Below are 23358 nucleotides of genomic sequence, written 5' to 3'. Positions count from 1 at the left end.
TCTGGAGGGAGACACCATGACCACCGCTCGCGTCTGGTTCATCACCGGGGCCAGTCGAGGACTGGGCCGCGCCTTCGCCGAGGCCGCGCTGGCCGCCGGGGACCGCGTGGTCGCGGTGGCCCGCACCGCCCCGGCGCTGGAAGCGCTGGCCGCCGAGCACGGCGACCGCGTGCTCGCCCTGCCCGTGGACATCACCGACCGCGCCGCCGTGCGCGACGCCGTCGACCGGGCGGTGCGGCACTTCGGCAGGCTCGACGTCGTCGTCAACAACGCCGGGTACCTGGCCATGGGCATGGTCGAGGAGTTCGACGAGGACGGTGCCCGCGCCCAGTTCGACACCAACTTCTTCGGCGCGCTGTGGGTCAGTCAGGCCGTGCTGCCCACGCTGCGGGCCCAGGGCCGCGGCCACATCGTGCAGATCTCCAGCATCGGCGCGCTGGCGGGCTTCGCCTCCACCGGGCTCTACAGCGCCAGCAAGTTCGCGCTGGAGGGGATGAGCGAGGCGCTGGCCGCCGAGGTGGCCGACTTCGGCGTGAAGGTGACCATCGTCCAACCCGGCGGCTACTGGACCGACCTCTACACCAAGGGGCTGGCCACCACCGAGCCCATCGACGCCTACGCGCCGTTGCGCGCCCGGTTGGCGGAGCAGTTCGCCGAAGGTTCCGTGGACAGCCTGCCGCACCTGGCCGCCGAAGCCGTGCTCAAGCTCGTCGACAGCGACCGGCCGCCGCTGCGGCTGCTGCTGGGCAGCGCCGCCTACGACATCGCCTTCGACGTCACCCGGCAGCGGATGGCCACGTGGGCGGAATGGGAGGAGACCAGTCGTGCCGCCGAACACCCCGTCCCGGCACCCGAGGGCTACGGCTCCTGAGAGGAGGAATCCCGTTCACACCGCACAACTGGCCCTGCACGGGGTCACCAAGCGCTACGGCGAGCACGTCGTGCTCGACCGCGTCTCCATCGCCGTCAAGCCGGGGGAGAAGGTCGGCGTCATCGGCGACAACGGCTCCGGCAAGTCCACCCTGCTCAGGCTGATGGCCGGGGTGGAGCGGCCGGACAACGGCGAGGTGGCCGTGGCCGCGCCGAACGGCGTGGGCCACTTGGCGCAGGCGTTGGAGCTGCCGCCGGGGGCCGCCGTCCAGGACGTGGTCGACCTGGCGCTGGCGGATCTGCGCGACATCGAGGCGCGGATGCGCCGGGCCGAGGGCGACCTGGCGGCCGGGCACGACGTGCTGGACGCCTACGCCGCGCTGGTCGAGCGCTACGAGGCGCGCGAGGGCTACCGCGCCGACGCCGGGGTCGACGCGGCGCTGCACGGGCTGGGGCTGCCCGGCCTGGACCGCGAGCGGCCGCTGGGCACCCTGTCCGGCGGCGAGCGCTCCCGCCTGGCGCTGGCCGCGACCCTGGCGGCCCAGCCGGAGCTGCTGCTGCTCGACGAACCGACCAACGACCTGGACGACGAGGCCGTCGGCTGGTTGGAGGCGCGCCTGCGGGCGCACCGCGGCACCGTGGTCGCGGTGACCCACGACCGGGTGTTCCTGGAACGCCTCACCACCACCGTGCTGGAGGTCGACTCCGGCGCGGTGTCCCGCTACGGCGACGGCTACGCGGGCTACCTCACCGCCAAGGCCGCCGAACGCGCGCGGCGGCTGCGGGAGCACGAGCAGTGGCGGGCCGAGCTGGACCGCAACCGGAAGTTGGCGCACAGCAACGCGGACAGGCTCGGCGGCATCCCGCGCAAGCTCCCGCTGGCGGTCTTCGGGGCGGGTGGGTTCCGGGCGCGCGGGCGCGCGCACGGCGCGATGAGCCGCATCCGCAACGCCAAGGAACGGGTCGAGCGGCTGACCGCGAACCCGGTGGCGCCGCCCACCGACCCGCTCGTCTTCACCGCCCGGCTCGCCACCGCGGAACTGCCGCCCGCCGTGGCCGAGCTGGAGGACGTGCGCGTCGACGGCCGGGTCAGCGTGCCGTCGCTGCGCGTGCGACCGGGCGAACGGCTGCTCGTGACCGGCCCCAACGGCGCGGGCAAGAGCACGCTCGTCCGGGTGCTCGCCGGGGAGCTGCGCCCGGACGCGGGCGTGGTGCGCGTCCACGGGCGGGTCGGGCACCTGCGCCAGGAGGAGACCCCGGAACCGCCGGACCGGACCGTGCTGGAGACCTTCGCGCGCGGCGGCGACCCGGAGGAGCACGCCGAGACCCTGCTCGCGCTGGGCCTGTTCCGCCCGCGGGACCTGACCCTGCGCGTGGGGGAGCTGTCCTACGGGCAGCGGCGGCGGGTCGAACTGGCCCGCCTGGTGAGCGGACCGGTGGACCTGCTGCTGCTCGACGAACCCACCAACCACCTCGCGCCCGCGCTGGTGGAGGAGTTGGAGCAGGCCCTCGCCGGGTACCGGGGCGCGCTGGTGGTCGTCACCCACGACCGGCGGATGCGGTCCCGCTTCACCGGCTCGCGCCTGGCGCTGCGGGACGGCGCGGTCGAGTCGTCCGAGGCGGCGTGACGACCGGCCGCAACCGTCCCGACAGGAGGATCCACGCGCTGGGGACGACCACCGGCAGGGTCATCAGCAGAGTGGTTGTGGCCGCGTCCACCCCCGGCAGCAGCAGGCCGGTCAACAGCGACAGCACCATGTTGTTCCCGGCGCGGGCAGCAGGCGCTGCCGCAGGTAGCCGGTCCAGCCGAACTCCTCGCCCCAGTACACGGGGGTGAGCACCGGCACGGCCAGCAGGACCGCCACCAGCGCCCAGTCGCCCGCAGCGGCCCGCCCGCCGCCGCCAGCGCGACGGCCGCGACGGCGGGCGCGAACGCGAACGGCAGCTGCACCAACGGGTTGACGATGGACAGGCCGAGCAGAGGGGCGCCGATCATGCCCGCCCAAGCGGGTCCGAACGCCAGCAGGAGGAAGATGAGAAGACCGCGGTCGCGCATGGCAGCACAAGACCACCGGCGCTGTCCTCCGGTCACTACACCTGAACTCCGGACGGGGGTAGGGCTGGACATACCCGAGGGAGTGGGCGGAGAGGGCGGGACGTCGCCGGGTGCCGCCGGTTAGCGTCGGAGCCATGATCAGGGGGAAGCCCAAGACGGCGCTGGAAGCGCTGACCCGACGCCGGTTCCTGCTCGGCTCCTGGCCGTGGCGCGCGCTGGCGCACCTGCTCGGCACGCCGGTGGTCGCGGGTGCGGCGGCGCTCGCGCTGTTCCCGCCCGCTCTGCCGTGGGCCGTCGCGCTGGCCAAGGCGACCGGTCCCGCCCCCGTGCCGTGGGAGACGGTGCTGCTGCTCGTGCTGGTCGGGGGAGTGCTGCTCGGCGCGGCGCTGCCGGTGGTGGCGGCACCTGTCGCGGGGGTGGAGCGGTGGCGGCTGCGGCTGGTGGACACCCGCCCGCTCGGCGGCGGCTCCCGACGGCTCGGCCTGCCGCGGCGGTACACCGACGCCGCGGCGTGGCGGGAAGCCGGGTACACCGTGCTGCTGGCGAGCGCCGGGGCACTGATGTCCACCGCTCTGTGCGGGCTGCTGTTCATCCTCGGCGTGATCACCGTCTCGCCGCTGCTGGTGCTGAGCGGGGAGCCCATCGTGATCGGGGTCGACACGCTGACCGCGCCGGAGCAGGCCGTGGGCTACGCGGTGGGCGCGGCGCTCGTGCTGGTCGCGGCCCCGTACCCGGTGGCGCTGCTGGCCGCCGCGCACGCGGCGGTGGGCCGGGCGCTGCTGGGCGGTGAGCCGCTGCGCGCCGAGCTGGTCGAGGTGTCCCGTTCCCGCGCCCGGCTCGTGGACCTGTTCGAGGCCGAGCGCCGCCGCATCGAGCGCGACCTGCACGACGGCGCGCAGGAGCGGTTGGTGGGGCTCACCCTGCGGCTCGGCCTGGCCAGGGTGGACCTGCCGCCGGACTCGCCCGCCCACGACGACGTGGTGGCCGCGCACGACCAGGCCAAGCAGCTGATGACCGAGTTGCGCGAGCTGGTCCGCGGCATCCACCCCCGCGTGCTCACCGACCGCGGCCTGGCCGCCGCGCTGGGGGAGCTGGCCGACCGCTCGGCCATCCCGGTGGCCGTCGAGGCCGACCTGCCCGAGCGGTTGCCCGCGCCGGTGGAGGCCACCGCGTACTTCGTGGTCTCGGAAGCGCTGGCCAACGCCGCCAAGCACAGCGGAGCCACCGGCGTCTCGGTCACCGCCCGCGTGCGCGGCGGCGCGTTGGTGGTGGAGGTCGCCGACGACGGCGTGGGCGGCGCCGACCCGGCGGCGGGCACCGGGCTGACCGGGCTGGCCGACCGGGTGGCCGTGCTCGACGGCAGGCTGCTGCTGTCCAGTCCGGCCGGCGGTCCGACGGCGGTGCGGGCGGAGTTGCCGTGCGCGCGGTGACGAGGGTGGTGCTCGCCGAGGACGGGGTGCTGCTGCGGGCGGGCCTGGCGGGCCTGCTGGAGCGGTTCGGCTTCGAGGTCGTCGCCGCGGTGGGCGACGCGGGCGCGCTGGTGGAGGCGGTGGCCGCGCACCGCCCGGACTTGGTGCTCACCGACATCCGGATGCCGCCGGGCTTCAGGGACGAGGGGCTGCGCGCGGCTGTGGAGCTGCGCCGCGCCGACCCCGACCTGGCGGTGGTGGCGCTGAGCCAGTACGTGGAGCGCAGCTACGCCGCCGAGCTGCTCGACTCCGGCGACGGGCAGCGGGTCGGTTACCTGCTCAAGGACCGGGTGGTCGACGTCGAGGAGTTCGCGGGCGTGCTGCGGCAGGTCGTCGCGGGTGGCACGGTGGTCGACCCGCAGGTGGTGCGCCAGCTGCTCAGCAGGCGGCGCGATCCGCTGGCCCGCCTCTCGGCCAGGGAGCGCGAGGTGCTCGCGCTGGTCGCCGAGGGGCGCTCCAACGCCGCCATCGCCGCCCACCTGGTGGTCACCGAGACGGCGGTGGGCAAGCACGTCGGCAACATCCTGGCCAAGCTCGACCTGCCGCCGGACCAGGACAGCAACCGCCGGGTCCTGGCCGTGCTGGCCTACCTGCGGGCGGAGGGGTGAGCGGGGTGCTCACTCGTCCACGTCGAGGCTGACCACCGCGCCGTCGGGCAGGTCGTGCAGCTGCTGCGCGACCGGCCCGCGGATGCGCATGGCCTGCGCGGCGTCGCGGGCCACCAGGTTGTCCAGCGCCACCTCGCCGCCCAGCGCCAGGAACTTCAGCGGCACCAGGCGCTCGTGGGGCTGGAGCGGGCCGCGTTCGCGCTCCCACTCCACGACCAGCCCGGCCGTGGCGTTGACCAGCGGGTCGGACAGCAGCCACGCCGCCCAGTCGTCCAGGCTCCGGCCGATGTCCTCGGCGTCGGCGGTCTCCGGGTCGAACAGCACCACCCGGCCGTCCAGCACGGCGAACTGGGTGCCCAGCACGTCCTGGCCGAAGCAGAAGAAGTCGTCGGCCAGCCCGCCGAAGGTGTCCTTCCACAGCTCGCCGGTGTTCCACGACAGCAGCTCGGGCCCCAGCCCCTCGTCGCCCGCCCGGTAGACCTGCACGGCCGAGCCGAACGCGGTGAACCCGTTGAGGTGGCTGAGCAGCCGCGCCAGCTCGGCCAGCGGACCGTCCGGAACGCCGAAGTCCACCTGCGTCGGCCTGCCGAGCGGGCCGTGCGCTCTGGTGAGCAGGTCCTGGACCGGAGTCCGCATCAGTTCTCCTCGTCGTGGCCGCCTGCCGGAGCGGCCGAGTCTAGCGAGCGGCTCACTTGGCTATCAGCTGGATGACGGCGCCGTTGGGCAGCCCCTTGATGGCCTGCCCGATGACCGCTCCGGACCCCCGGTTGTCGCCCGAGGCGATGTGCTTGATGCTCGCGCCGCTGCCGCCCTCCTTGAAGACGGCGGGCGGGTACTCGTCGCGGTCCTTCTTCGGCTGGGTGGGCACGCCGCGCAGCGAGTCCTTCCGGTTCTGCTTCGCGCCGGTGCGGTCGATGGTCAGGATCGACGGCTTGCCCAGCGTCTTCTGCGCGTCCTTGATGTGGGCGGCGGACTCGGGGTACTTCTTGCTGTCGATGACGATGGTCTTGCTGAACTTCGGCACCTTGGCGGGCTTCGGCGGCGGTTTGACCACCTTGCCGCCCGCGCTGACCCGCTTGGACCGCCGCAGCACGCCGGTGACGTTGTTCGCGGTGCCGGAGGTGGCCTTGGTGGCCGACCGCAGCTGGCGTCCGGACGTGGCCGCGGACTTCAGCACCGTTCCGCGCCTGCCCATCAGAGGAATTCCATGATCAGGAAGACCAGGTCGGCGATGATGCCGGGCAGCGCGAGTCCCGCGGTCGAGGCGACCAGCCCCAGCCAGATCGGTAATCGGGACAGGATCGTGGAGACGCACTCGACGATCAGCTCGCGCACCATGTCGCGCACCGAGCCGATGACGTCGCCCGCGCTGCGCACCGCGGCGGACACGGCGGCGGCGGTGGCCGCCACCGCGGCCAGCCCGCCCTCCTGCTCGCGCGCTTGGCGGCGGTAGGCGTCACCGGCCTCGCCGGTCCAGCCCGCGGTGTCCGCCCGGACCACCTCGGCCAGCCGCTCCTGCGCCTGGCCGACCTTCTCGGCGATGCCCTTCCAGGTGTCGGCGTAGGCGGCGATCGCGGCCGGGTCGCCCGCCAGCTCGTCCACCGCCTTGCGCAGCGGCTCGACGTGCTCGATCAGCCACGACACCCCGGCGCCCAGCAGCGCCTGCGCCGGGTTGACGATCGTGCCGAGCACCTCCAGCGCCCCGTCCTTGACGCTGATGCCCGGATCAGCCCACTGGGCCTGTTCGAGGGACCGGGTGGCCTGGTTGATCTCGTCGGCCAGCCGGAACCCGGCTTCGGTGTCGGTCACGGCCCTCCTCAGGGCGCGAACGCCTCGGCGTTGCCCCGCTCGACGGTGTCGTACTCGGCGACCGTGTCGACCACCAGCTCGGTGGTGGTCGACACGGACTCCACGGCTTCCTTGACCAGCTGCACCGCCTGCTCGACCATCGGCGCCAGATCGCCGGGGATGGCGGTGAACAGCACGCCGAAGGCATCCGGCGGCGTCCCCGCGCCCTGCGCCTGCGACAGCGCGTCGGCGAGCAGGTCGGACACGCCGCGCAAGTGCTGCGCGTGGCCGCGGAGCTCTTCGGCCACGACGTCGAATTTCCCCGTCACGTGGACACTCCTGGCAGATGTCTAGGCACGCAGCGTCACGGTAGAGCAGAATGCGGGATTCTGAACACGACTTCGGCGGAAGCGACGGGCAGTTGCTCCGCTCGTCCCAACCCTCTCCTTCGAAGGGGGCAGCCTTGAGCAGGGTCGAGGAAGACGCGCTCGAACGGCGCATCGAGGAGTGGTCGGCCAGGGCCGCCGAGAAGGTCGAGCGCTACCAGGCGCTCCAGCGGCGGCTGTCGGGTCTGGCCATCACCGAGCGCGGCCTCAACGGCGGCGTGGAGGTCACCGTCGGGCAGAGCGGGCTGGTCACCGCCATGCACGCCTCCGACGCGCTGCAGGTGCGGCCGTCGCAACTGGTCGAGGAGCTGATGTCGTGCATGCGCAGGGCGCAGGCGCGGCTGGCCGACCAGGTCGAGGCGGTCATGCGCGAGGAGGTCGGCGACGACCCGGAGAGCGTGGCCGCCGTGTCGGAGAGCTTCCACCGCGCCTTCCCCCGGCCGGAGGACTCCGAAGTGGACGATGACGAGCAGGACGAGGAGGACGGCGAAGAGGGCTACGACCCGATGCGCTGATCGACCGCGCCCCCTCCGCCGTCACGTCCGGTTCAGCGCGCCCGCATGACGATCAGGTCGCCGTGACCGCCGTAGCCGAGGACGGGTTCGGCGTACTGCGTGCCGTCGAAGGTGATCATCCACCACTCGCGGCCCACCGGGAACAGCGTCGGGTGCGGGATGTTGGTGCCGTAGGGGGCGTCGAGCGTGCCCAGCTTGCGCATGGCCAGGTCGTAGACCGGGTACTGGCGGGCGTCGCCGTCGCTGGCCAGGACGTACCAGTCGGGGCCGACGCGCTGGATGATCGTGCCCTCGGTCTGGTCCACGGAGGTGTCCGCGCCGACCAGCCGCAGCGACTCCGCGTAGTCCGCGCCGCGCGGTCCGGCGGCCAGCGCCGGGTGGAAGACGAACGCGGGCTGCTGGGCCTCGCTCTCCACGAACGCCAGGCGCCACCGACCGTCCACGCGGGTCAGCGCCGGGTCCCAGGAGCTGACCGAGGTCGGCAGCGGCAGTCGCTCGGTGGGCAGGACGTGCACGCCGGAGAGGACGTTCGCGGTGGTCGTGGTGTGCCGGATGTGCACGCCCCGGAAGGCGAAATCGCCCCAAGAGCTCATCAGCACGATGAACCGGCCGGTTCGGTCGTCGTAGACGATCTGTCCGGCGTGGTCGCCGAGCACCAGGCCGTCGCGCTGGAAGAACAGCGTCGCCACCTGCTCCACGCGGGTCGGGTCGGCCAGGTCGACCGTCCACACCGCCCAGTGCGCCTGCTGGAAGAAGCCCAGCCCGGCGTTGGTCAGGGTGAGGAAGACCTTGCCGTCCCGGATGAACGGCCTACCGTCGGCGTGCTGCACCAGGTGCGGGTCGCGCACGCCCACCTGGCCGAAGTAGCCCGCGCGGACCCGGCCCAGGAGCACCGGCGCGTCGCCGCGCCCGCCGTAGGTGTAGGACAGCGCGCCCAGGACGGCCGGGTTCCGCAGGTCGACCAGGGCCTGCACGTTGTCCCGCTCGGTCGCCACGGGTTGCCACCCGGTGCCGGTGCCGGTGTGGTCGACCAGCACGGTCACCGCGTTCTCGTTGAACACCACGGCGAAGCCGAACGGACCCGCGTTCGCCGCCCGCACCTGCGCCGAGGCCGCCACGGTGCGCCCGCTGTCCGCGCCGACCTCGATGGTGACCATCCCGGTCTCCGCGTTGTACGTGCCGAGCACGGATGTCCGTCCGCCGGTCAGCCCCGCGACCGCGGTGTCCCCCTGCCGCACCTCGACCACCACCGCGCCGAACGGGGCTCGGGGTCGCACACCGGTGCTGACCAGCGTGTCCGCTGCGGACGGCGGCGCGGTGGCGCTGTCGTACTGCACGAACCGGGGTGCGATCAGGTCGAACGGGCGGAACCGGTGGGTGGTGGAGAAGTGCAGGTCGAAAGGACTGCGGACGGGTTGGGCCACGGCGGGCGGGGCGCTGATCAGCCCGGCGAGCGCGCCGGCGGCGGTGCCGCGCAGCAGCGTGCGTCGCCCGATGGGGTGTGCGGCCAAGAGTCCTCCTTGATCCGGTGTCATCCCGTGTTACCTCGGACGAGCGGGCTTCCACCAGCCCCGGAGGTCGGGTTGTCCGGTGGACAGATCGGTCGATACTCGTTGACACCGGATCGTCACTCTCAGCAGTGTGGGGATCATGCGCAGGAGGGTGTTCCTCACCGGTCCGGTAGTCGGCTTGGGATTGGCGACCACGTCGTCGCCGCCGGGTGCGGCGTCGCCGGGCGGGGGCGGGCTGCGCGTCGCGCGCACTTCGGTGGAGCACGCGGAGACCCTGCTGGGCACCGATGTCGCGCGGCCCCGGCTGTCCTGGGTGCTCACCGCGGACGGCCACGGGGCGAGGCAGACCGCCTACGAGGTCGAGGTGGGCACGGCGCCCGGCCGCGCGGACGTGTGGTCCTCGGGCCGGGTCGACTCGGACCGGTCGGTCGGCGTCGAGTACGCGGGCCCCGCGTTGCGCCCCCGGACCCGCTACCACTGGCGGGTCCGCGTCCGGGACGCCTCCGGTGCCCCCTCGCCGTGGAGCGCGTCGAGCTGGTGGGAGACCGCCCTGCTGGGCGGGCCGTGGACGGCGAGCTGGATCGGCGCGGGCGACTCGCTGCCCGGCTTCGGTGCCGCGCGGTGGATCTGGACCGACACCGCGCCGGTGGCCACCCGCTGGTTCCGCGGCGCGGTGGAACTGCCCGCAGACGTGGCCAGGGCGCGGCTGGTGGCCACAGCGGACGACGACTTCACCCTCTACGTGGCCGGGCAGCAGGTGCTGCACGTGCCGGAGGAGACCGACGCGTGGAAGACCGGCAGGCGCGCCGACGTGACCGGGCTGGTGCGCGGCGGCGGTCGGGTCGTGGTGGCCGCGCGGGCCACCAACCGCGGCGCCGACAGCCCCGACAACCCGGCAGGCCTGCTGGTGCGGCTGCTGGTGGAGCACGCCGACGGCAGCACGCGCGAGCTGGTCACCGGGCCGGGCTGGAAGGTCGCCACCACCGAGCAGGCCGGGTGGCAGACGCCGGAGTTCGACGACAGCGGTTGGGTCGCGGCGACCCCATCGCACCCCTACGGCCAAGGCCCCTGGGGCAGCTCCGTTGCCCTCGGTGAGGCACCGGCTCCCTTGCTGCGCAAGGAGTTCACCCTCACCAAACCCGTCGTCCGCGCGCGGCTGCACATCAGCGGCCTGGCCTACTACGAGGCGGAGATCAACGGCAGGCGGGTCGGCGACAGCGTGCTCGACCCCGGCTTCACCGACTACGACGACACCGTGCTCTACGCCGTGCACGACGTGACGGGTCACCTGCGGAAGGGCGCGAACGCGATCGGCGCGACGCTGGGTCGCGGGTTCTACGGCATGAGGTCGCCGAACGTGTGGCGCTGGGAGCGCCCACCGTGGCACGCGGAGCCGAAGCTGCTGGCACAGCTGGAGGTCGACCACCCCGACGGCACGCGAACCGTGGTGGCCAGCGACGGCACCTGGCGCGTCGCGGACGGCCCGACGTTGGTCAACTCCCTCTACACCGGGGAGACCTACGACGCGCGCCGCGCCACACCGGGGTGGTCCTCACCGGGGCTCGACGACTCGGCATGGCGCCCGGCGGCGGAGCAGGACGCCCCGCGCGGCGTGCTGCGCGCCCAGCAGCACGAGCCGATCCGCGTGGTGGAGACGGTGACGCCGGTCGCCGTCACCGAACCTCGCCCCGGCGTGTTCGTCGCCGACATGGGGCGCACGATGGCGGGCTGGACGCGGCTGGAGGTCACCGCTCCCGAGGGCACGGTGGTCGGCCTGCTGCACGGAGAGAAGCTCAACCCGGACGGCACCGTCCACATGCGCAACGAGCACGTCTCCGGCTCGCGCGTGCAGTACGACGAGTACATCTGCGCTGGAGGTCAGGAGACCTGGGAACCCCGCTTCTCCTACAAGGGGTTCCGCTACGTCCAGGTGACCGGTTTGTCCTCCGCGCCGGGCCTGGCGGGCCGCGTGGTGCACTCCGACGTGCGCGAGGCGAGCCGGTTCTCCTGCTCCGTGGCGATGTTCGAGCAGCTGGACCGCGCCATGCGCCGCACCGTCGTGAACAACCTGCACGGCATCCCCACCGACACCCCCACCTACGAGAAGAACGGCTGGACCGGCGACGCGCAGGTCGGCGTGCCGTCGATGACGCACGAGTTCGACCTCGCGCGGTTCTTCACCAAGTGGCTGGGGGACCTGGCCGACAGCGTGGACGCCGCCGGGCAGGTGCCGGTGATCGTGCCCAGCGGCGGCTGGGGCTACCGGGAGCTGGCGCCCGCCCCGGAGTGGACCACCGTCTACCCCTACCTGGTCCGGGAGATGCACCGCGTCTACGGCGACACCCGCGTGGTGCGGCAGCACTGGTCCTCGCTGGTCCGGTACCTGGACTGGGAGCTGGGCAGGCTGCGCGACGGCCTGGCGGTCACCGCGCTGGGCGACTACCTGGCGCCGGGAACCGGCGGCAACCCGCCGGAGGACACCCGGCTCACCGCGACCGCCTACCTCTACCGCGCTCTGCTGCACACCGCCGAGCTGGGGGAGCTGATCGGGCAGCCCGAGGTGGCGGCGCGCTACCGCGAGGCCGCCGGGGGGCTGCGCGACGCGCTCAACGCCACCTTCCTGGACCCGGCGGGGTACTACCGCACCGCCAAGGACCCCGGTTACCGGCAGACCTCCAACGCCGTGCCGCTGGCCTTCGGCATGGTGCCCGCGGGTTCGGTCGCCGCGGTGGCCGACCGGCTCGCCGCCGAGGTGCGCGCGGCGGGCGACCACCTCGACACCGGGTGCCTGGGCACCAGCGTGCTGCTGCCGGTGCTGACCGAGCACGGCCACGCCGACGTGGCGCACGCGCTGGCCACCCAGCGGACGTACCCGAGCTGGGGGTACTGGCTGGACAGCGGGGCCGACACGATGTGGGAGATGTGGGACGCGGAGACCCGCTCGCGCAACCACTACTTCAAGGGCACCGTCGTGCAGTGGCTGTACGAGAACGTGGCCGGGCTGCGACCGGGGGAGGACGGGTTCCGCACCTTCGTGGTGCGGCCGGACGCGCGTGTCGGCGTGTCCTGGGTGCGCTACCGGCTGTCCACGGTGCGGGGTGAGATCGAGGTGGGCTGGTCCGCCGTGGACGGCGGACTGCGGATGACCGTGGACGTGCCGGTGGGCTCGACGGCCGAGGTGCACGTGCCCGGAACCGCGGCGACCGCCGACCCGCCGGTGGCCCCGGTCCGGACCGACCGGGGATGGCTCGTCTTCCGAGTGGACCACGGCCGCTGGAACTTCCACTCTCCCTGACACCCCGCCTGCAAGTACTACCCGTGGTGCGCACGAGGGCCGTTAGCTACTACCCGCCGACCCGAAGCGCGCGGGCCGGGTAGTAGTTAACGGCCCCTGGGAGGGGGTCGGGTAGTACTTGCAGGCGTTGGGTCAGGAGGCGGTGATCAGGTAGGCGGGGGCCCACCAGTAGTCGAAGATCCGTTCGGGTTCCCGCACGGTGAACCCGGCCGCCTCCAGCTCGGCCACCCAGCGGCTGACCGGCTGCTCGGTGTGCAGGGGCGTGCCCTGGTCGAGCGCGTTGAGGAACACCGGCACCAGGAAGCCCTGCGCGACCAGGTCGCGGTCCTCGTCGTACTCCCGGACACCCCGCTCGTAGCGGTCCACCAGGTGCCGGAACCACGCGGGCTCCACCCCGGAGCCGATCTCCGGCACGTCGAACTCGACCATCGCGATCCGCTCGGTGCGCTCGCGCAGCCGGGCGAGCACCCGCACGCGGTCCTCGCGCGGGACGACCAGCATCGAGAAGGTCTCCTGCACCAGGTCCCACGGTCCGACGTCCTCGCGCGCCAGGAAATCCTGCACGGTGCTCACGTGCGCGCGGTGCGCGACACCGCGGTCGCGCAGCGCGGCGGTGGTGACGGCCAGCCGCTCCGCGGCGGGCTCCACCAGGTCCACCTCGGCCACCTCGGGCGTCAGCGCGGGCAGCAACCCGTGCCCCTCACCGGTGCCGATGTCCAGCAGCCGCAGCCCGTGGTGGCCCGCGTAGCACGACCGCAGCGCCCGGTGCTCGGCCCGGTAGAGCCCGACGTTGCCGCCGCCGGTGGCGAACGCGGTGAACGCCTCCGTCGAGCGGTAGACGTCGGCGTCGTCGTCGCGTTGCAGGTAGCGGGCGGTCTGGGCGTAGAGCTCCCGGTCGGGGGCCCGCTCGGCCGCCGCCCCGGCGAACTCCCGCGCCCCGGCCCGGTCGCCGCCCGCGTCGGCCAGCACCGCGAGGTAGAACAGCTCCAGCGCGGTGTCCGCCCGCAGCTCGGTCAGGGGCGTGCCCGCCCGGTGCGCCTGCCAGATCGCCTCCACGTCCACGTGTCCGAAGCTACCGAAGCCGGTCCACAGCGGACCCGCGACGGCTTCCCCGAACGCCCCCCGGCGTGCACAGTGGGCCCCTGGGGTCCGCCGACCCGCGAGAGGACGTCCCGTGACACCGCTGAGGCGAGGCGCTTTCGACCAGCTCGGGTTCGAGCACCTGGCGCTGGTGCTGCTGTTCGGGTCGGCCCGCGACCCGCTGGCTTCCCCCGATCGACCGAAGCGGGCTTCCGGCGGTGCCACGGATGTGGTGGCATGTCCCCGCGCTGATCACCGGTGCGCGGCGCACGACCGGCCCCGCCCGGTGCCCTCCACCGCGCCGGAAGGAAGGTCGTCGGACATGTCGCAGCAGGTGCGCGGGGTCATCGCCCGCGGCAAGGGCGAGCCGGTCTCGGTCGAGACGGTCGTGGTGCCCGATCCCGGACCGGGGGAGGCGGTGGTGGCCGTGCAAGCCTGCGGCGTGTGCCACACCGACCTGCACTACCGGGAGGGCGGCATCAACGACGAGTTCCCGTTCCTGCTCGGTCACGAGGCGGCCGGGGTGGTGGAGTCGGTCGGCGAGGGCGTGACCGGCGTGGCCCCCGGCGACTTCGTGGTGCTCAACTGGCGCGCGGTGTGCGGGCAGTGCCGCGCCTGCGTGCGCGGCAGGCCCTGGTACTGCTTCAACACCCACAACGCGACCCAGAGGATGACCCTGACCGACGGCACCGAGCTGTCCCCGGCGCTGGGCATCGGTGCGTTCGCGGAGAAGACGCTGGTCCACGCCGGGCAGTGCACCAAGGTCGACCCGGCGGCCACCCCGGCGGTGGCCGGGCTGCTGGGCTGCGGCGTGATGGCGGGCCTCGGCGCGGCGATCAACACCGGCGGGGTGCAGCGGGGCGACTCGGTGGCGGTGATCGGCTGCGGCGGCGTGGGCGGCGCGGCGGTCATGGGCGCCCGGCTGGCCGGGGCGTCGCGGATCATCGCGGTGGACATCGACCAGCGCAAGCTGGAGACCGCGCTGCGGCTGGGGGCCACCGACACGGTCGACTCCAGCGGCACCGACCCGGTGGCGGCCATCCGCGAGCTCACCGGCGGTTTCGGCGCGGACGTGGTGATCGACGCCGTGGGCAGGCCGGAGACCTACCAGCAGGCCTTCTACGCCCGCGACCTGGCCGGGACCGTGGTGCTGGTCGGCGTGCCCACCCCGGAGATGCGGCTGGAGCTGCCGCTGATCGACCTGTTCTCCCGCGGCGGGGCGCTCAAGTCGTCCTGGTACGGCGACTGCCTGCCCACCCGCGACTTCCCGGTGCTGATCGACCTGTACCTGCAGGGCAGGCTGGACCTGGCCGCGTTCGTCAGCGAGACCATCCCGCTGGACGACGTGGAGGCGGCGTTCGGCCGGATGCACCGCGGCGAGGTGCTGCGCTCGGTGGTGGTCTTCTGATGGCGGCGCGCGTCGACCGCGTGGTCACCTCCGGCACCTTCTCCCTCGACGGCGGCACCTGGGAGGTGGACAACAACGTCTGGCTGGTCGGCGACGACGAGGAGGTGCTGGTGGTCGACGCCGCCCACGACGCCCGCGCCATCGCCGAGGCGGTGGGCGGGCGGCGGGTGGTCGCCATCGCCTGCACCCACGCCCACGACGACCACGTCGACGCCGCCCCCGCGCTGGCGGAGCTGACCGGCGCGCCGGTGCTGCTGCACCCCGACGACCGGCCGCTGTGGCGGCTCACCCACCCCGAGCGCGCCCCGGACGGCGACCTCGCCGACGGGCAGGAGTTGATCGTCGGCGGAGTCGCCCTGACGGTGCTGCACACGCCGGGGCACGCGCCGGGGGCGGTCTGCCTGCACGCGCCCGAGCTGGGCACGGTGTTCACCGGCGACACCCTGTTCCAGGGCGGCCCCGGCGCGACCGGGCGGTCCTTCTCGGACTTCCCGACCATCGTCGAGTCCATCCGCACGCGGCTGCTCACCCTGCCGCCGGAGACGGTGGTGCGCACCGGGCACGGGGACAGCACCACCATCGGCGACGAGGCCCCGCACCTGGAGGAGTGGATCGCGCGAGGTCACTGAGGGGACGAGGTGGCGACGGAGGACGACAGAACGCACAACGAGGTCAACGCGCAGGTCACGGGGCACGTCGTGCAGGCGGGAAGCATCTCCGGTGATGTCCACCTGCACGCCGTTTCCCCGCCGGGACGGCTCACCGCGCACGTGTCGGTGTACGCGGAGGACGATTCCAACGACGATCCGCGCTACCGGGGCGACCCGACCGGGGACGGCTTGCTCATCAGACCCGAGCACCCCTACCTCGACCGGGTGTGGTCCGGCCGCGATCTCATCGCGCCGAGCGGGGAGGGGCCGCCCAGGGGAGCGAGCGGCCCGCAGTTGGACGTCAAGATCGTCAACAACACCGCGCGCACGGTGTTCTTCCACGCGGTCCACTTGGAAGTCGCACGATCCCGCCCCGACCCGCGCCCGGTGCCGCACGTGCGCCCCATCCTGTTCTCATCGATCCCGCTCTTATGCGGCAGCCCGATTGCAAACCGGGGCGGCCCGATGGCGGACTGCGTCCTCGCCTTCCACTTGGAGCATCCCGGCCACCCCGGCAGGGTGACCGGTACGCACCACGTGGAATTGGGGCCGGACGGGCGGATGGAGGACATGGGACCGGTTCTGGCGGCGCTCGGTGAGGCCGGGGTGAGGCTGGAACCTGGCGGGCTTGAACCCGCCCACCCGGACGCCCACCGCGCGTCCTACTGGTCGCTCGGCCCCTTCGTCGACACCGCTGACGTCGTCTACGACGGTAAGGTGGCGCTGGTCGGCAGCATCGAGTACCGCTGGACCGACCTGGGTGGTGCGCGGGTCGGTGGCGGGCACGGCGTGCGCTCTCTGATCTTCTTCATGAATGAGAAGCGCTTGCCTGCGAGTTACGAGTTGGTGCGCCCTTCAGCCAGCTACCACGCTCCGCTGCTGCGGGCCGACCAGAGCGACTACCGGGTCTCGGTGCCCATCTCCCACGCGCTGGCCACGGGTGAGGTGGACCGGATTCTCGTTCGGCTCGACGCGCCCCGCTCGTCCCTGCACGACCTCACCCTGAGCCTGCACCACGACACGGGTGTCCTCGACTGCGGTCGGATCTCCTTGGAGTACTTCCGCCCCTGAACCCCCAAAAGCGTAACCAATGGGTTACGCTTCATGGGTGGACGAGGTGGTCGCGGCGATCGCGGACCCGGTGCGGCGGCGCATCCTGGAGATGCTGCGCGACGGCGACCTGCCCGCCGGGCGGATCGCCGAGGAGTTCGCCATCAGCAGGCCCGCCATCAGCAGGCACCTGCGCGTGCTGCGCGAGAGCGGGCTGGTGCGCGACGAGCTGGTGGGCAGGCAGCGCCGCTACTCGCTGGACCCGGCGCCGCTGGCCGAGCTGACCGACTGGCTGGCCCGCCTGACCCGACCCTCGGGCTGGGAGCACCGCCTCGACGCGCTGGAGACCGAGGTCCACCGCACCCGCCGGGACCGCCGTGCGGGCCGAGCGAAGGGGAACACCGCATGACCCCCAGCGGCAGGCTGTTCCGCACCGACCAGGGCAGTGACCTGGTGCTCACCCGGACCTTCCGGGCCTCGGCGGACGACGTGTGGGCAGGCGTCACCGAGCCCGAGCGCACCGCCCGCTGGTTCGGCCCGTGGGAAGGGGAGGCGAGCCCCGGCCGGACCATCCGGGTGCGGATGGCGTTCGAAGAGCAGACGCCGTGGATGCGGCTGCGCATCGAGGCATGCGAACCGCCGCGCAGGTTGGCCGTGTCGACCGTGGACGAGCACGGGGCCTGGCACCTGGAGCTGCTGCTGTCCGATGTGGACGGTGGCATCGAGCTGCGGCTCGTGCAGCACCTCGACACCGAGGAGGGCATCGGCGAGATCGGTCCCGGCTGGGAGTACTACCTGGACATGCTCGTGGCCGCGCGCGACGGCTCGCCCCGGCCGGACTTCGACGACTACTACCCGGCGATGAAGGAGCACTTCGAAGGTCTTCGCGCATGACCGGCCCGGCTGAGCCTCAGGCCGCGGCGTCCACCGCGGCCTCCAGGTAGGGGGCCAGCGCGTCGGCCACCAGGGCGTAGCCCGCGGGGGAGGGGTGGAACCGGTCGGCGGAGAACAGCGCCAGGTCCGCGGCGAAGCGGGCGGACAGCTCGTGCCCCACCGGGGCCACCACGCCACCCGCCCGGCGCACCGCGTCGGCCTGGGTGCGGGCGTAGTGCCCGCTGGCCGTGGAGACCAGCGTCCGGTAGACCGGGGGCACGTGCGAGACCACGCTGAGGTCCGGGGCCGTGGCGACGATGACGTGCGCCCCGGCGCGCTTCAGCTCGGCCACCGCGTCGTGCAGCAGGCCCGCGCCGACGGCGGGCGGGACGAACGCGGTCAGGTCGTTGGCGCCGATCACCACCAGGGCCAGGTCGACACCGGAGGCGACGGCGGCGCGGACCTGGCGCGCCAAGTCGGCCGAGCGGGCGCCGGACACGGCGTGCACACCCAGGTCGACGTCGTGCCCGGCCGCGCGCAGGCGTGCCGCCAACCGGTGACCGAGGGTTTCTTCGACGCGGGTGCAGCCCACCCCGGCTGCCAGGGAGTCACCGAGGACGCGGAAGCGAAGAGTCATCGCCGGGTACAACGCCGCCCGTCCGCCCGCCGTTCCCGCGAAAGGGGCCGGGTGTCCCAGGACACCCGGCCCCTTCTCAGAGTGGTGTCAGCGCCGCACCTGCGCGTGCAGGGCCGCCACCTCGGACTCGCTCAGCGCCCGGTCGAACACCCGCACCTCGTCCACCGCGCCGGACCAGAAGTCGGTGTCCTGGCCCGCGTACTTGGCCCGGCCGATGGCCAGCGGGCCGGTGCTGACCTGCTCGGGACCGCCCTGCGCGGTGGCCACCTGCTTGCCGTCCACGAACAGCCGGGTCGTGCCCGTGGCGTCGTCGCGCACGCCCACCAGGTGGTACCAGCGGTTCAGCTCGGGCGTGACCTCGTACCGCGCCCGGTTGCCACCGGGCAGGCTGAACGCGAACGCGCCGTGCCCGTACTGCAGGTAGAACGGGTTCTCCGCGCGCCTGCCGTCCTGGCTCACCGCGGAGGCGTAGTTGCCGGGCAGTTCGTCCAGGGTCACCCACGCCGAGACGGTGTAGCTGCCGGTGGTGTCCACGACCGGGGCCTGCGTCTGCGCGAAGTCGCCGTCGCCGTCGAACTTCAGCGCCGACCCGCTCACGCCCGGCGTCCACCCCGCGTCGCCCTTCAGCGCCACCGTGCTCTTGCCGCCGCTGAGGTCGCGGCTGTCGGTGCCCCGGCCCTCGTTCAGCGGCCAGTGCCCGTTGCCGGGGAACTCGGCGTCCTCGGCCGCGTTCGCGCCCGCGGCGATCACCTTCCGGTTGATCTCCCGCACCGGCTTGGGGTCGACCTTGATCTCCCGCCGGTCGTAGGTCCACATCCCGTTGAGCTCGGTCTCCAGGTCGGTGACCTGGGTGTAGACCGACCCGGACAGCTCCGCGCCCGCCGCCGCGAGGTAGAAGGTCTCGGTGTTGCTGACGTACTTGGCCGTCAACGCGGCCTTGTCCGGCACCCCGCTGTAGATCTGCGCGGGCGTGCCCGGCCACATGTGGCCCGGCGTGCGCAGCGTGAACCCGCCGTGCTCGCCGTCCATGGCCGCGCGGGTCGAGTCCGGCCACGGCGGGTCGTTGTTGACGTAGTCGTGGTGGTCGATGATGTCGCCCTTGCCCGAGTCGCCCTTGGACGCGCAGCAGTTCACGCCGCTGTGCGCGTTGACGACGCGGCTCGGGTCGGCGGCCTTGACCGACTCGGTGATCTGCCCGGTGGCGGTGCGGTCCCACTCGCCCCAGCCCTCGTTGAACACGATCCACCCGATGACCGAGGGCGAGTCGTGCAGCTGCTCCATCGTCCGGCGCCCCTCGGTCAGGAACGCCTGCTGACCCGACTCGTCGGTGATGTTGGTCGAGACGAAGTCCTGCCACACCAGCAGGCCGAGCTTGTCGGCGTGGTAGTACCAGCGGGCGGGCTCGACCTTGATGTGCTTGCGCACCGCGTTGAAACCGAGGTCCTTCTGCGCCTTGAGGTCCCAGGCCAGCGCCTCGTCGCTGGGCGCGGTGTGCAGGCCGTCGGGCCAGAAGCCCTGGTCCAGCATCGCCAGCGAGAAGATGGGCTTGCCGTTGAGCACCAGCTTGGGGAAGCCGCCGACGTTCTGGATGCCGATCGACCTCATGCCGAAGTAGCTCTTGACGCGGTCGCGGCCGAGGGTGACCTCCAGGTCGTAGAGGTACGGGTCGTCCGGCGTCCACAGGTGCGGCTTGCGCACCTTGAGGGTCAGCGGGGTGTTGGCGCGCCCGGTGACGGTGCCGACCACCCTGCCCTCGCGGTCCCTCGCGGTGGCGGTGACGGAGTCGCCCGGCGTCGCGGTCGAGGACTTGACGGTGACCGTCAGGCTCTCCTTGGCCAGGTCCGGGGTGGTCACCACGTCGTCGATGGCCACGTCGGGCACCGGCTCCAGCCAGACGGTCTGCCAGATGCCCGAGGACTGGGTGTAGAAGATGCCGCTGGGGTTGCGGGTCTGCTTGCCGACCGGCTGGTTGTCGCCGGTGGTGTCGGTGACCGCGACGATGAGCTCGTGCTGCCCGCCGCCGCGCAGCGCGTCGGTGATGTCGGCGGTGAACGCGGTGTAGCCGCCGGAGTGCTCGGCCACCTGCTTGCCGTCCACCCAGACCCTGGCGTGGTGGTCGACCGCGCCGAAGTTCAGCTTCAGCCGCTGGCCGCGGCCGACCCGCCAGTCCGCGGGCACCGTGAAGGTGCGGCGGTAGAACATGTGGTCCTCGTGCCGCTCCAGCCCGGACAGCTGCGACTCCACCGGGAACGGCACGATGATCCGCTCGGGCAGGCGCTTGCCGAACACCGGCTGCTGGCCTGCGGTCGCGCCCGCGAACTCCCAGGGGCCGTTGAGGTTGAGCCACTGCTTGCGCTCCTGCTGCGGCCTGGGGTACTCCGGCAGCGGGCGGTTGGTGTCCAGCTTGTCGCCCCACGGCGTGGTGAGCCGGTGGGTGGACTGGTTGGTGGCACTGCGGATGGTCTGCGGCACGGTGTCGTCGCCGACGCGCAGCCCGCCGTTGCCGTCGTAGGCCACCCGCACCCGCTGGCCGCGCTGGATGGGCTTGGTCAGCCCCACCACGACGCGGGACCGGTCCTCGCGGGTGACGCGCGCGGACCCCAGCGGCATGGCGGTGGTGTCGGCCTCCACGACCAGGTGCCCCACCAGGTCGCCCAGCGCGGCCACCGGCTCCTCGAAGTCCATCACCAGCGAGCGGCCGTCCTGGCCCACGGTCAGCTCGACCGGGTAGATCTGGAACCCCTCGGGCGGGGTGAAGGCCGACTCGGGCACGATCTGCTTCGGCGTCGTGGCGCCGGACCAGCGCAGGAACATGTTGGCGCCGCCGATGTCCTGGAACATCTCCAGGCGGAACTCGTGCGCCTTGCCCGCCGTCAGCGCCACGGGGGCGCTGTTCTGCTCCACGTCCCAGTCACCGACCCAGTGGTCGATGACCGGCGCGCCGTCGATGAACAGCCGGAAGCCGTTGTCGCCGATGGCGTGGAAGGTGTACTGGCCGGTTTCCGGCGGGGTGATCCGGCCGGTCCAGCGGGCGGTGGTGTGCTCGCTCTGGCCGGTCAGCGAGGCGAAGGTGCCCGCGAGGCCGGGCAGGTCGATGTTCGGGTCCAGCGTGACGCCGCCGAGGTGGGCGAAGTCGCGCGCGCCCGGCGCGGACATGCGGAAGTACTCGCCCTTGAGGCCGTGCACGGCCGGGGCGTTGTCGGGATCGGGCTGGGCCTGGCCCGGCGGTGCGGCCAGGACCGGGGCGGTGATCAGGGCCAAGAAAGCGGTGAGCAGCCGTCTGGCGGTGCGGGGCATGTGGTTCTCCTCAGTCCCGTGCTGTGAGTGCCATCACAGCGCCGCCCATCTATCCACATGTTTCACCAAAAGACAACAAAAAGTTTCACAGGTCCGACCAATTCGACGGTCGTGTTACGCCGCGCGCACGACACGAGCCCCCACCCGGACGGGGGTGGGGGCTCGTCCCTGTGGGCTCAGGCGAGTTGCACGTGCTCGTTGGGCACGCAGTGGGTCATCTGCAGGCCGCTGACGTCGCGCGGGCCGTTGGCGCCGAGGTTGCTCAGCCGCTTCTGGTCGTTCTCGCTGAGGTCCTGGCTGGCCAGCGGCTTGAGGTGGGACACGTCCTCGGGCCCGATGCCCAGGCCCTCGCCGACGCGCAGGCCCAGGTCGTCGTCCACCATCAGGAAGTGCCACACCATGCGCTCCTGGACCGCCCGGTCGCACTGGGAGATCGCGGAGATGAAGTTGCGCACCAGGTCGTCGCGCTCCCACTGCTCCATCAGCGCGTACCGCTGACCCGCCTGGGTGTAGTCCTCGGTGCGCGGGATGCGCTTGCGGGTCAGCCTGCCCCGGATCTCGGGCCCCTGCTCGTCGTGCGTGGGGTACTGCGCCTCGCGCAGCCCGCCCATGATCGAGGGCTCGTAGTTGACGTGCGGGTTCTCCCCGCCGGGGCGGTTGTAGTAGGCCATCTGGCCGCCCTGCTGGTTGGTGCGCACGTCCGCGTTGCGCGCCTGGTTGACGGGCAGTTGGAGGTAGTTCGGCCCGACCCGGTAGCGCTGCGTGTCGCTGTAGGAGAACGTGCGGCCGACCAGCATCTTGTCGTCGGAGAAGTCCAGCCCGTCGACCAGCACGCCGGTGCCGAAGGCGATCTGCTCGTTCTCGGTGAAGAAGTCGCTGACGTTGCGGGTGAGCACCATGCGGCCGACCGGCTTGGCCGGGAACTCGTTCTCCGGCCACACCTTGGTGTCGTCCAGCGGGTCGAAGTCCAGCTCCGGGTGCTCGTCGTCGGACATCATCTGCACCAGCAGCTCCCACTCGGGGTGCTCGCCGCGCTCGATGGCCTCGTAGAGGTCCTTGGTGGCGTGGCCCAGGTCCTGCGCCTGGACCTTGGCCGCGTCCTCCTCGGTCATGCTGCGCACCCCGCACTTGGGCATCCAGTGGTACTTGACCAGGTGCGTCTCGCCCTCGGCGTTGACCCACTTGTAGGTGTTGACGCCGAAGCCCTGCATGTGCCGGTAGTCCGACGGGATGCCGCGCGGGCTGAACAGGTTGACCAGCATGTGCATCGCCTCCGGCGTCTGCGACATGAAGTCGAAGATCCGCCAGGGCTCCTGCCGGTGGGTCACCGGGTCCGGCTTGAGGGCGTGGATCACGTCCGGGAACTTGATGGCGTCGCGGATGAAGAACACCGCGAGGTTGTTGCCCACCAGGTCCCAGTTGCCGTCCTCGGTGTAGAACTTCACCGCGAACCCGCGCGGGTCGCGCGCGCACTCGGAGGAGTCCACCCCGCCGATGACGGTGGACAGCCGGATCGCCACGTCGGTCCGCTTGCCCTTGCCCTGGAACAGCTTGGCCCTGGTGTACCGGTCGATGGGCTCGTCACCCCAGGCGCCGTAGCTCTCGAAGTGGCCGAACGCGACCGCGCCGCGCGCGTGGACCACCCGGTTGGGGATGCGCTCCCGGTCGAAGTGGCTGATCTTCTCCAGGAAGTGGTAGTTCTCCAGCGTGGCGGGTCCTCGCGCGCCCACCGTCCGCTGGTTCTGGTTGTCGTAGACGGGGTGTCCCTGCCTGTTGGTCAGCACGGGGCGGTCGTCGCCTGACTCCGGCCCCTTGCTCGCCACATCCGTCATGGCGGTGTGGTCCCTTCTGGCTGCTGAGGTCGC

General features: G+C 72.6%; 21 protein-coding genes. 11 read left to right on the top strand and 10 right to left on the bottom strand.

Translation table 11 applies throughout. The features are described 5' to 3' along the window. Positions 1-16: 16 nt before the first annotated feature. Positions 17-871, top strand: coding sequence for an SDR family NAD(P)-dependent oxidoreductase (locus JOF41_RS13380; RefSeq protein ID WP_209619133.1), 855 nt, complete (start codon positions 17-19; stop codon positions 869-871). After that, positions 825-2498, top strand: a complete 1674-nt coding sequence (locus JOF41_RS13375) for a TlrC/CarA/OleB/SrmB family ABC-F type ribosomal protection protein (protein WP_307867405.1) — start codon at positions 825-827, stop codon at positions 2496-2498. The genes JOF41_RS13380 and JOF41_RS13375 overlap by 47 nt, the downstream gene beginning before the upstream one ends. 111 nt (positions 2499-2609) lie before the next feature. On the opposite strand, the gene JOF41_RS37765 is transcribed toward JOF41_RS13375, so the two are convergent. Beyond that, positions 2610-2735, bottom strand: a complete 126-nt coding sequence (locus JOF41_RS37765; RefSeq protein WP_268248701.1) for a hypothetical protein — start codon at positions 2733-2735, stop codon at positions 2610-2612. A 325-nt stretch (positions 2736-3060) separates the two neighbouring features. Between JOF41_RS37765 and JOF41_RS13370 the strand changes: the two genes are divergently transcribed. After that, on the top strand, positions 3061-4356 hold the full coding sequence (locus JOF41_RS13370; RefSeq protein WP_209619131.1) for a sensor histidine kinase: 1296 nt from the start codon (positions 3061-3063) through the stop codon (positions 4354-4356). Continuing rightward, the gene (locus JOF41_RS13365) at positions 4344-5003 is read left to right on the top strand and encodes a response regulator (protein WP_307867404.1); all 660 of its coding nucleotides are present in this window, start codon (positions 4344-4346) and stop codon (positions 5001-5003) included. Before JOF41_RS13370 ends, JOF41_RS13365 begins: the two co-directional genes overlap by 13 nt. Positions 5004-5012: 9 nt before the next feature. Here JOF41_RS13365 and JOF41_RS13360 read toward each other — a convergent pair whose 3' ends face one another. Genes JOF41_RS13360 through JOF41_RS13345 form a run of 4 tightly spaced genes read right to left on the bottom strand, consistent with a single transcriptional unit; the run spans position 5013 to position 7120 of the window. Continuing rightward, entirely contained in the window at positions 5013-5639 is a 627-nt protein-coding gene (locus tag JOF41_RS13360) for an SMI1/KNR4 family protein (protein WP_209619129.1), read from the bottom strand. Between the two features lie 52 nt (positions 5640-5691). After that, entirely contained in the window at positions 5692-6198 is a 507-nt protein-coding gene (locus tag JOF41_RS13355; RefSeq protein ID WP_189223462.1) for a NucA/NucB deoxyribonuclease domain-containing protein, read from the bottom strand. Then, positions 6198-6812, bottom strand: coding sequence for a WXG100 family type VII secretion target (locus tag JOF41_RS13350; RefSeq protein WP_209619126.1), 615 nt, complete (start codon positions 6810-6812; stop codon positions 6198-6200). The genes JOF41_RS13355 and JOF41_RS13350 overlap by 1 nt, the downstream gene beginning before the upstream one ends. Positions 6813-6820: 8 nt before the next feature. Further along, positions 6821-7120, bottom strand: coding sequence for a type VII secretion target (locus JOF41_RS13345; RefSeq protein ID WP_189223464.1), 300 nt, complete (start codon positions 7118-7120; stop codon positions 6821-6823). Positions 7121-7254: 134 nt separating this feature from the next. Between JOF41_RS13345 and JOF41_RS13340 the strand changes: the two genes are divergently transcribed. Beyond that, complete coding sequence (locus tag JOF41_RS13340; RefSeq protein WP_189223465.1) at positions 7255-7692, top strand: YbaB/EbfC family nucleoid-associated protein; 438 nt, start codon at positions 7255-7257, stop codon at positions 7690-7692. Between the two features lie 32 nt (positions 7693-7724). Here the strand turns inward: JOF41_RS13340 and JOF41_RS13335 are convergent, their stop codons facing one another. After that, positions 7725-9203, bottom strand: coding sequence for a hypothetical protein (locus JOF41_RS13335; RefSeq protein WP_244989583.1), 1479 nt, complete (start codon positions 9201-9203; stop codon positions 7725-7727). A gap of 139 nt (positions 9204-9342) precedes the next feature. Between JOF41_RS13335 and JOF41_RS13330 the strand changes: the two genes are divergently transcribed. Further along, positions 9343-12498, top strand: a complete 3156-nt coding sequence (locus JOF41_RS13330; protein ID WP_209619121.1) for a family 78 glycoside hydrolase catalytic domain — start codon at positions 9343-9345, stop codon at positions 12496-12498. Positions 12499-12630: 132 nt separating this feature from the next. On the opposite strand, the gene JOF41_RS13325 is transcribed toward JOF41_RS13330, so the two are convergent. Beyond that, positions 12631-13560 (bottom strand): class I SAM-dependent methyltransferase, encoded by a 930-nt coding sequence (locus JOF41_RS13325; protein ID WP_209619118.1) that lies wholly within the window; start codon positions 13558-13560, stop codon positions 12631-12633. 340 nt (positions 13561-13900) lie between these two features. On the opposite strand from JOF41_RS13325, the gene JOF41_RS13320 reads away from it, so the two are divergent. Genes JOF41_RS13320 through JOF41_RS13300 form a run of 5 tightly spaced genes read left to right on the top strand, consistent with a single transcriptional unit; the run spans position 13901 to position 17580 of the window. Beyond that, entirely contained in the window at positions 13901-14986 is a 1086-nt protein-coding gene (locus JOF41_RS13320) for an S-(hydroxymethyl)mycothiol dehydrogenase (protein ID WP_209624179.1), read from the top strand. Continuing rightward, entirely contained in the window at positions 14986-15615 is a 630-nt protein-coding gene (locus JOF41_RS13315) for an MBL fold metallo-hydrolase (protein ID WP_209619115.1), read from the top strand. The genes JOF41_RS13320 and JOF41_RS13315 overlap by 1 nt, the downstream gene beginning before the upstream one ends. 9 nt (positions 15616-15624) lie before the next feature. Then, positions 15625-16707 carry a hypothetical protein gene (locus JOF41_RS13310; RefSeq protein WP_209619112.1) on the top strand — a complete coding sequence of 361 codons (1083 nt, stop codon included), beginning with the start codon at positions 15625-15627 and terminating at the stop codon, positions 16705-16707. A 37-nt stretch (positions 16708-16744) separates the two neighbouring features. Next, positions 16745-17095 (top strand): metalloregulator ArsR/SmtB family transcription factor, encoded by a 351-nt coding sequence (locus JOF41_RS13305; RefSeq protein ID WP_306344671.1) that lies wholly within the window; start codon positions 16745-16747, stop codon positions 17093-17095. After that, positions 17092-17580, top strand: a complete 489-nt coding sequence (locus JOF41_RS13300; RefSeq protein WP_209619110.1) for an SRPBCC family protein — start codon at positions 17092-17094, stop codon at positions 17578-17580. Before JOF41_RS13305 ends, JOF41_RS13300 begins: the two co-directional genes overlap by 4 nt. Positions 17581-17596: 16 nt before the next feature. Here JOF41_RS13300 and JOF41_RS13295 read toward each other — a convergent pair whose 3' ends face one another. The 3 genes from JOF41_RS13295 to JOF41_RS13285 form a co-directional block, all read right to left on the bottom strand. Continuing rightward, positions 17597-18196 (bottom strand): SGNH/GDSL hydrolase family protein, encoded by a 600-nt coding sequence (locus tag JOF41_RS13295; RefSeq protein WP_244989582.1) that lies wholly within the window; start codon positions 18194-18196, stop codon positions 17597-17599. Positions 18197-18283: 87 nt separating this feature from the next. Further along, positions 18284-21493 (bottom strand): LamG-like jellyroll fold domain-containing protein, encoded by a 3210-nt coding sequence (locus JOF41_RS13290; RefSeq protein ID WP_209619102.1) that lies wholly within the window; start codon positions 21491-21493, stop codon positions 18284-18286. A 176-nt stretch (positions 21494-21669) separates the two neighbouring features. After that, positions 21670-23325, bottom strand: coding sequence for a catalase (locus tag JOF41_RS13285; protein ID WP_189223475.1), 1656 nt, complete (start codon positions 23323-23325; stop codon positions 21670-21672). Positions 23326-23358 lie beyond the last annotated feature (33 nt).

The sequence above is a fragment of the Saccharothrix coeruleofusca genome (assembly GCF_017876325.1).
Classification (GTDB): Bacteria; Actinomycetota; Actinomycetes; order Mycobacteriales; family Pseudonocardiaceae; genus Actinosynnema; species Actinosynnema coeruleofuscum.
The sequence above is the reverse complement of the archived record's forward strand: the minus strand, read 5'-3'. Positions and strand labels throughout refer to the sequence as shown.

Bases quoted from the DNA above. Each gene is read 5' to 3' on its own strand.
- JOF41_RS13380 (WP_209619133.1), top strand. From the start codon at position 17: ATGACCACCGCTCGCGTCTGGTTCATCACCGGGGCCAGTCGAGGACTG.
- JOF41_RS13370 (WP_209619131.1), top strand. From the start codon at position 3,061: ATGATCAGGGGGAAGCCCAAGACGGCGCTGGAAGCGCTGACCCGACGC.
- JOF41_RS13360 (WP_209619129.1), bottom strand. From the start codon at position 5,639: ATGCGGACTCCGGTCCAGGACCTGCTCACCAGAGCGCACGGCCCGCTC.
- JOF41_RS13355 (WP_189223462.1), bottom strand. From the start codon at position 6,198: ATGGGCAGGCGCGGAACGGTGCTGAAGTCCGCGGCCACGTCCGGACGC.
- JOF41_RS13330 (WP_209619121.1), top strand. From the start codon at position 9,343: ATGCGCAGGAGGGTGTTCCTCACCGGTCCGGTAGTCGGCTTGGGATTG.
- JOF41_RS13320 (WP_209624179.1), top strand. From the start codon at position 13,901: ATGTCGCAGCAGGTGCGCGGGGTCATCGCCCGCGGCAAGGGCGAGCCG.
- JOF41_RS13315 (WP_209619115.1), top strand. From the start codon at position 14,986: ATGGCGGCGCGCGTCGACCGCGTGGTCACCTCCGGCACCTTCTCCCTC.
- JOF41_RS13300 (WP_209619110.1), top strand. From the start codon at position 17,092: ATGACCCCCAGCGGCAGGCTGTTCCGCACCGACCAGGGCAGTGACCTG.
- JOF41_RS13295 (WP_244989582.1), bottom strand. From the start codon at position 18,196: ATGACTCTTCGCTTCCGCGTCCTCGGTGACTCCCTGGCAGCCGGGGTG.
- JOF41_RS13290 (WP_209619102.1), bottom strand. From the start codon at position 21,493: ATGCCCCGCACCGCCAGACGGCTGCTCACCGCTTTCTTGGCCCTGATC.
- JOF41_RS13285 (WP_189223475.1), bottom strand. From the start codon at position 23,325: ATGACGGATGTGGCGAGCAAGGGGCCGGAGTCAGGCGACGACCGCCCC.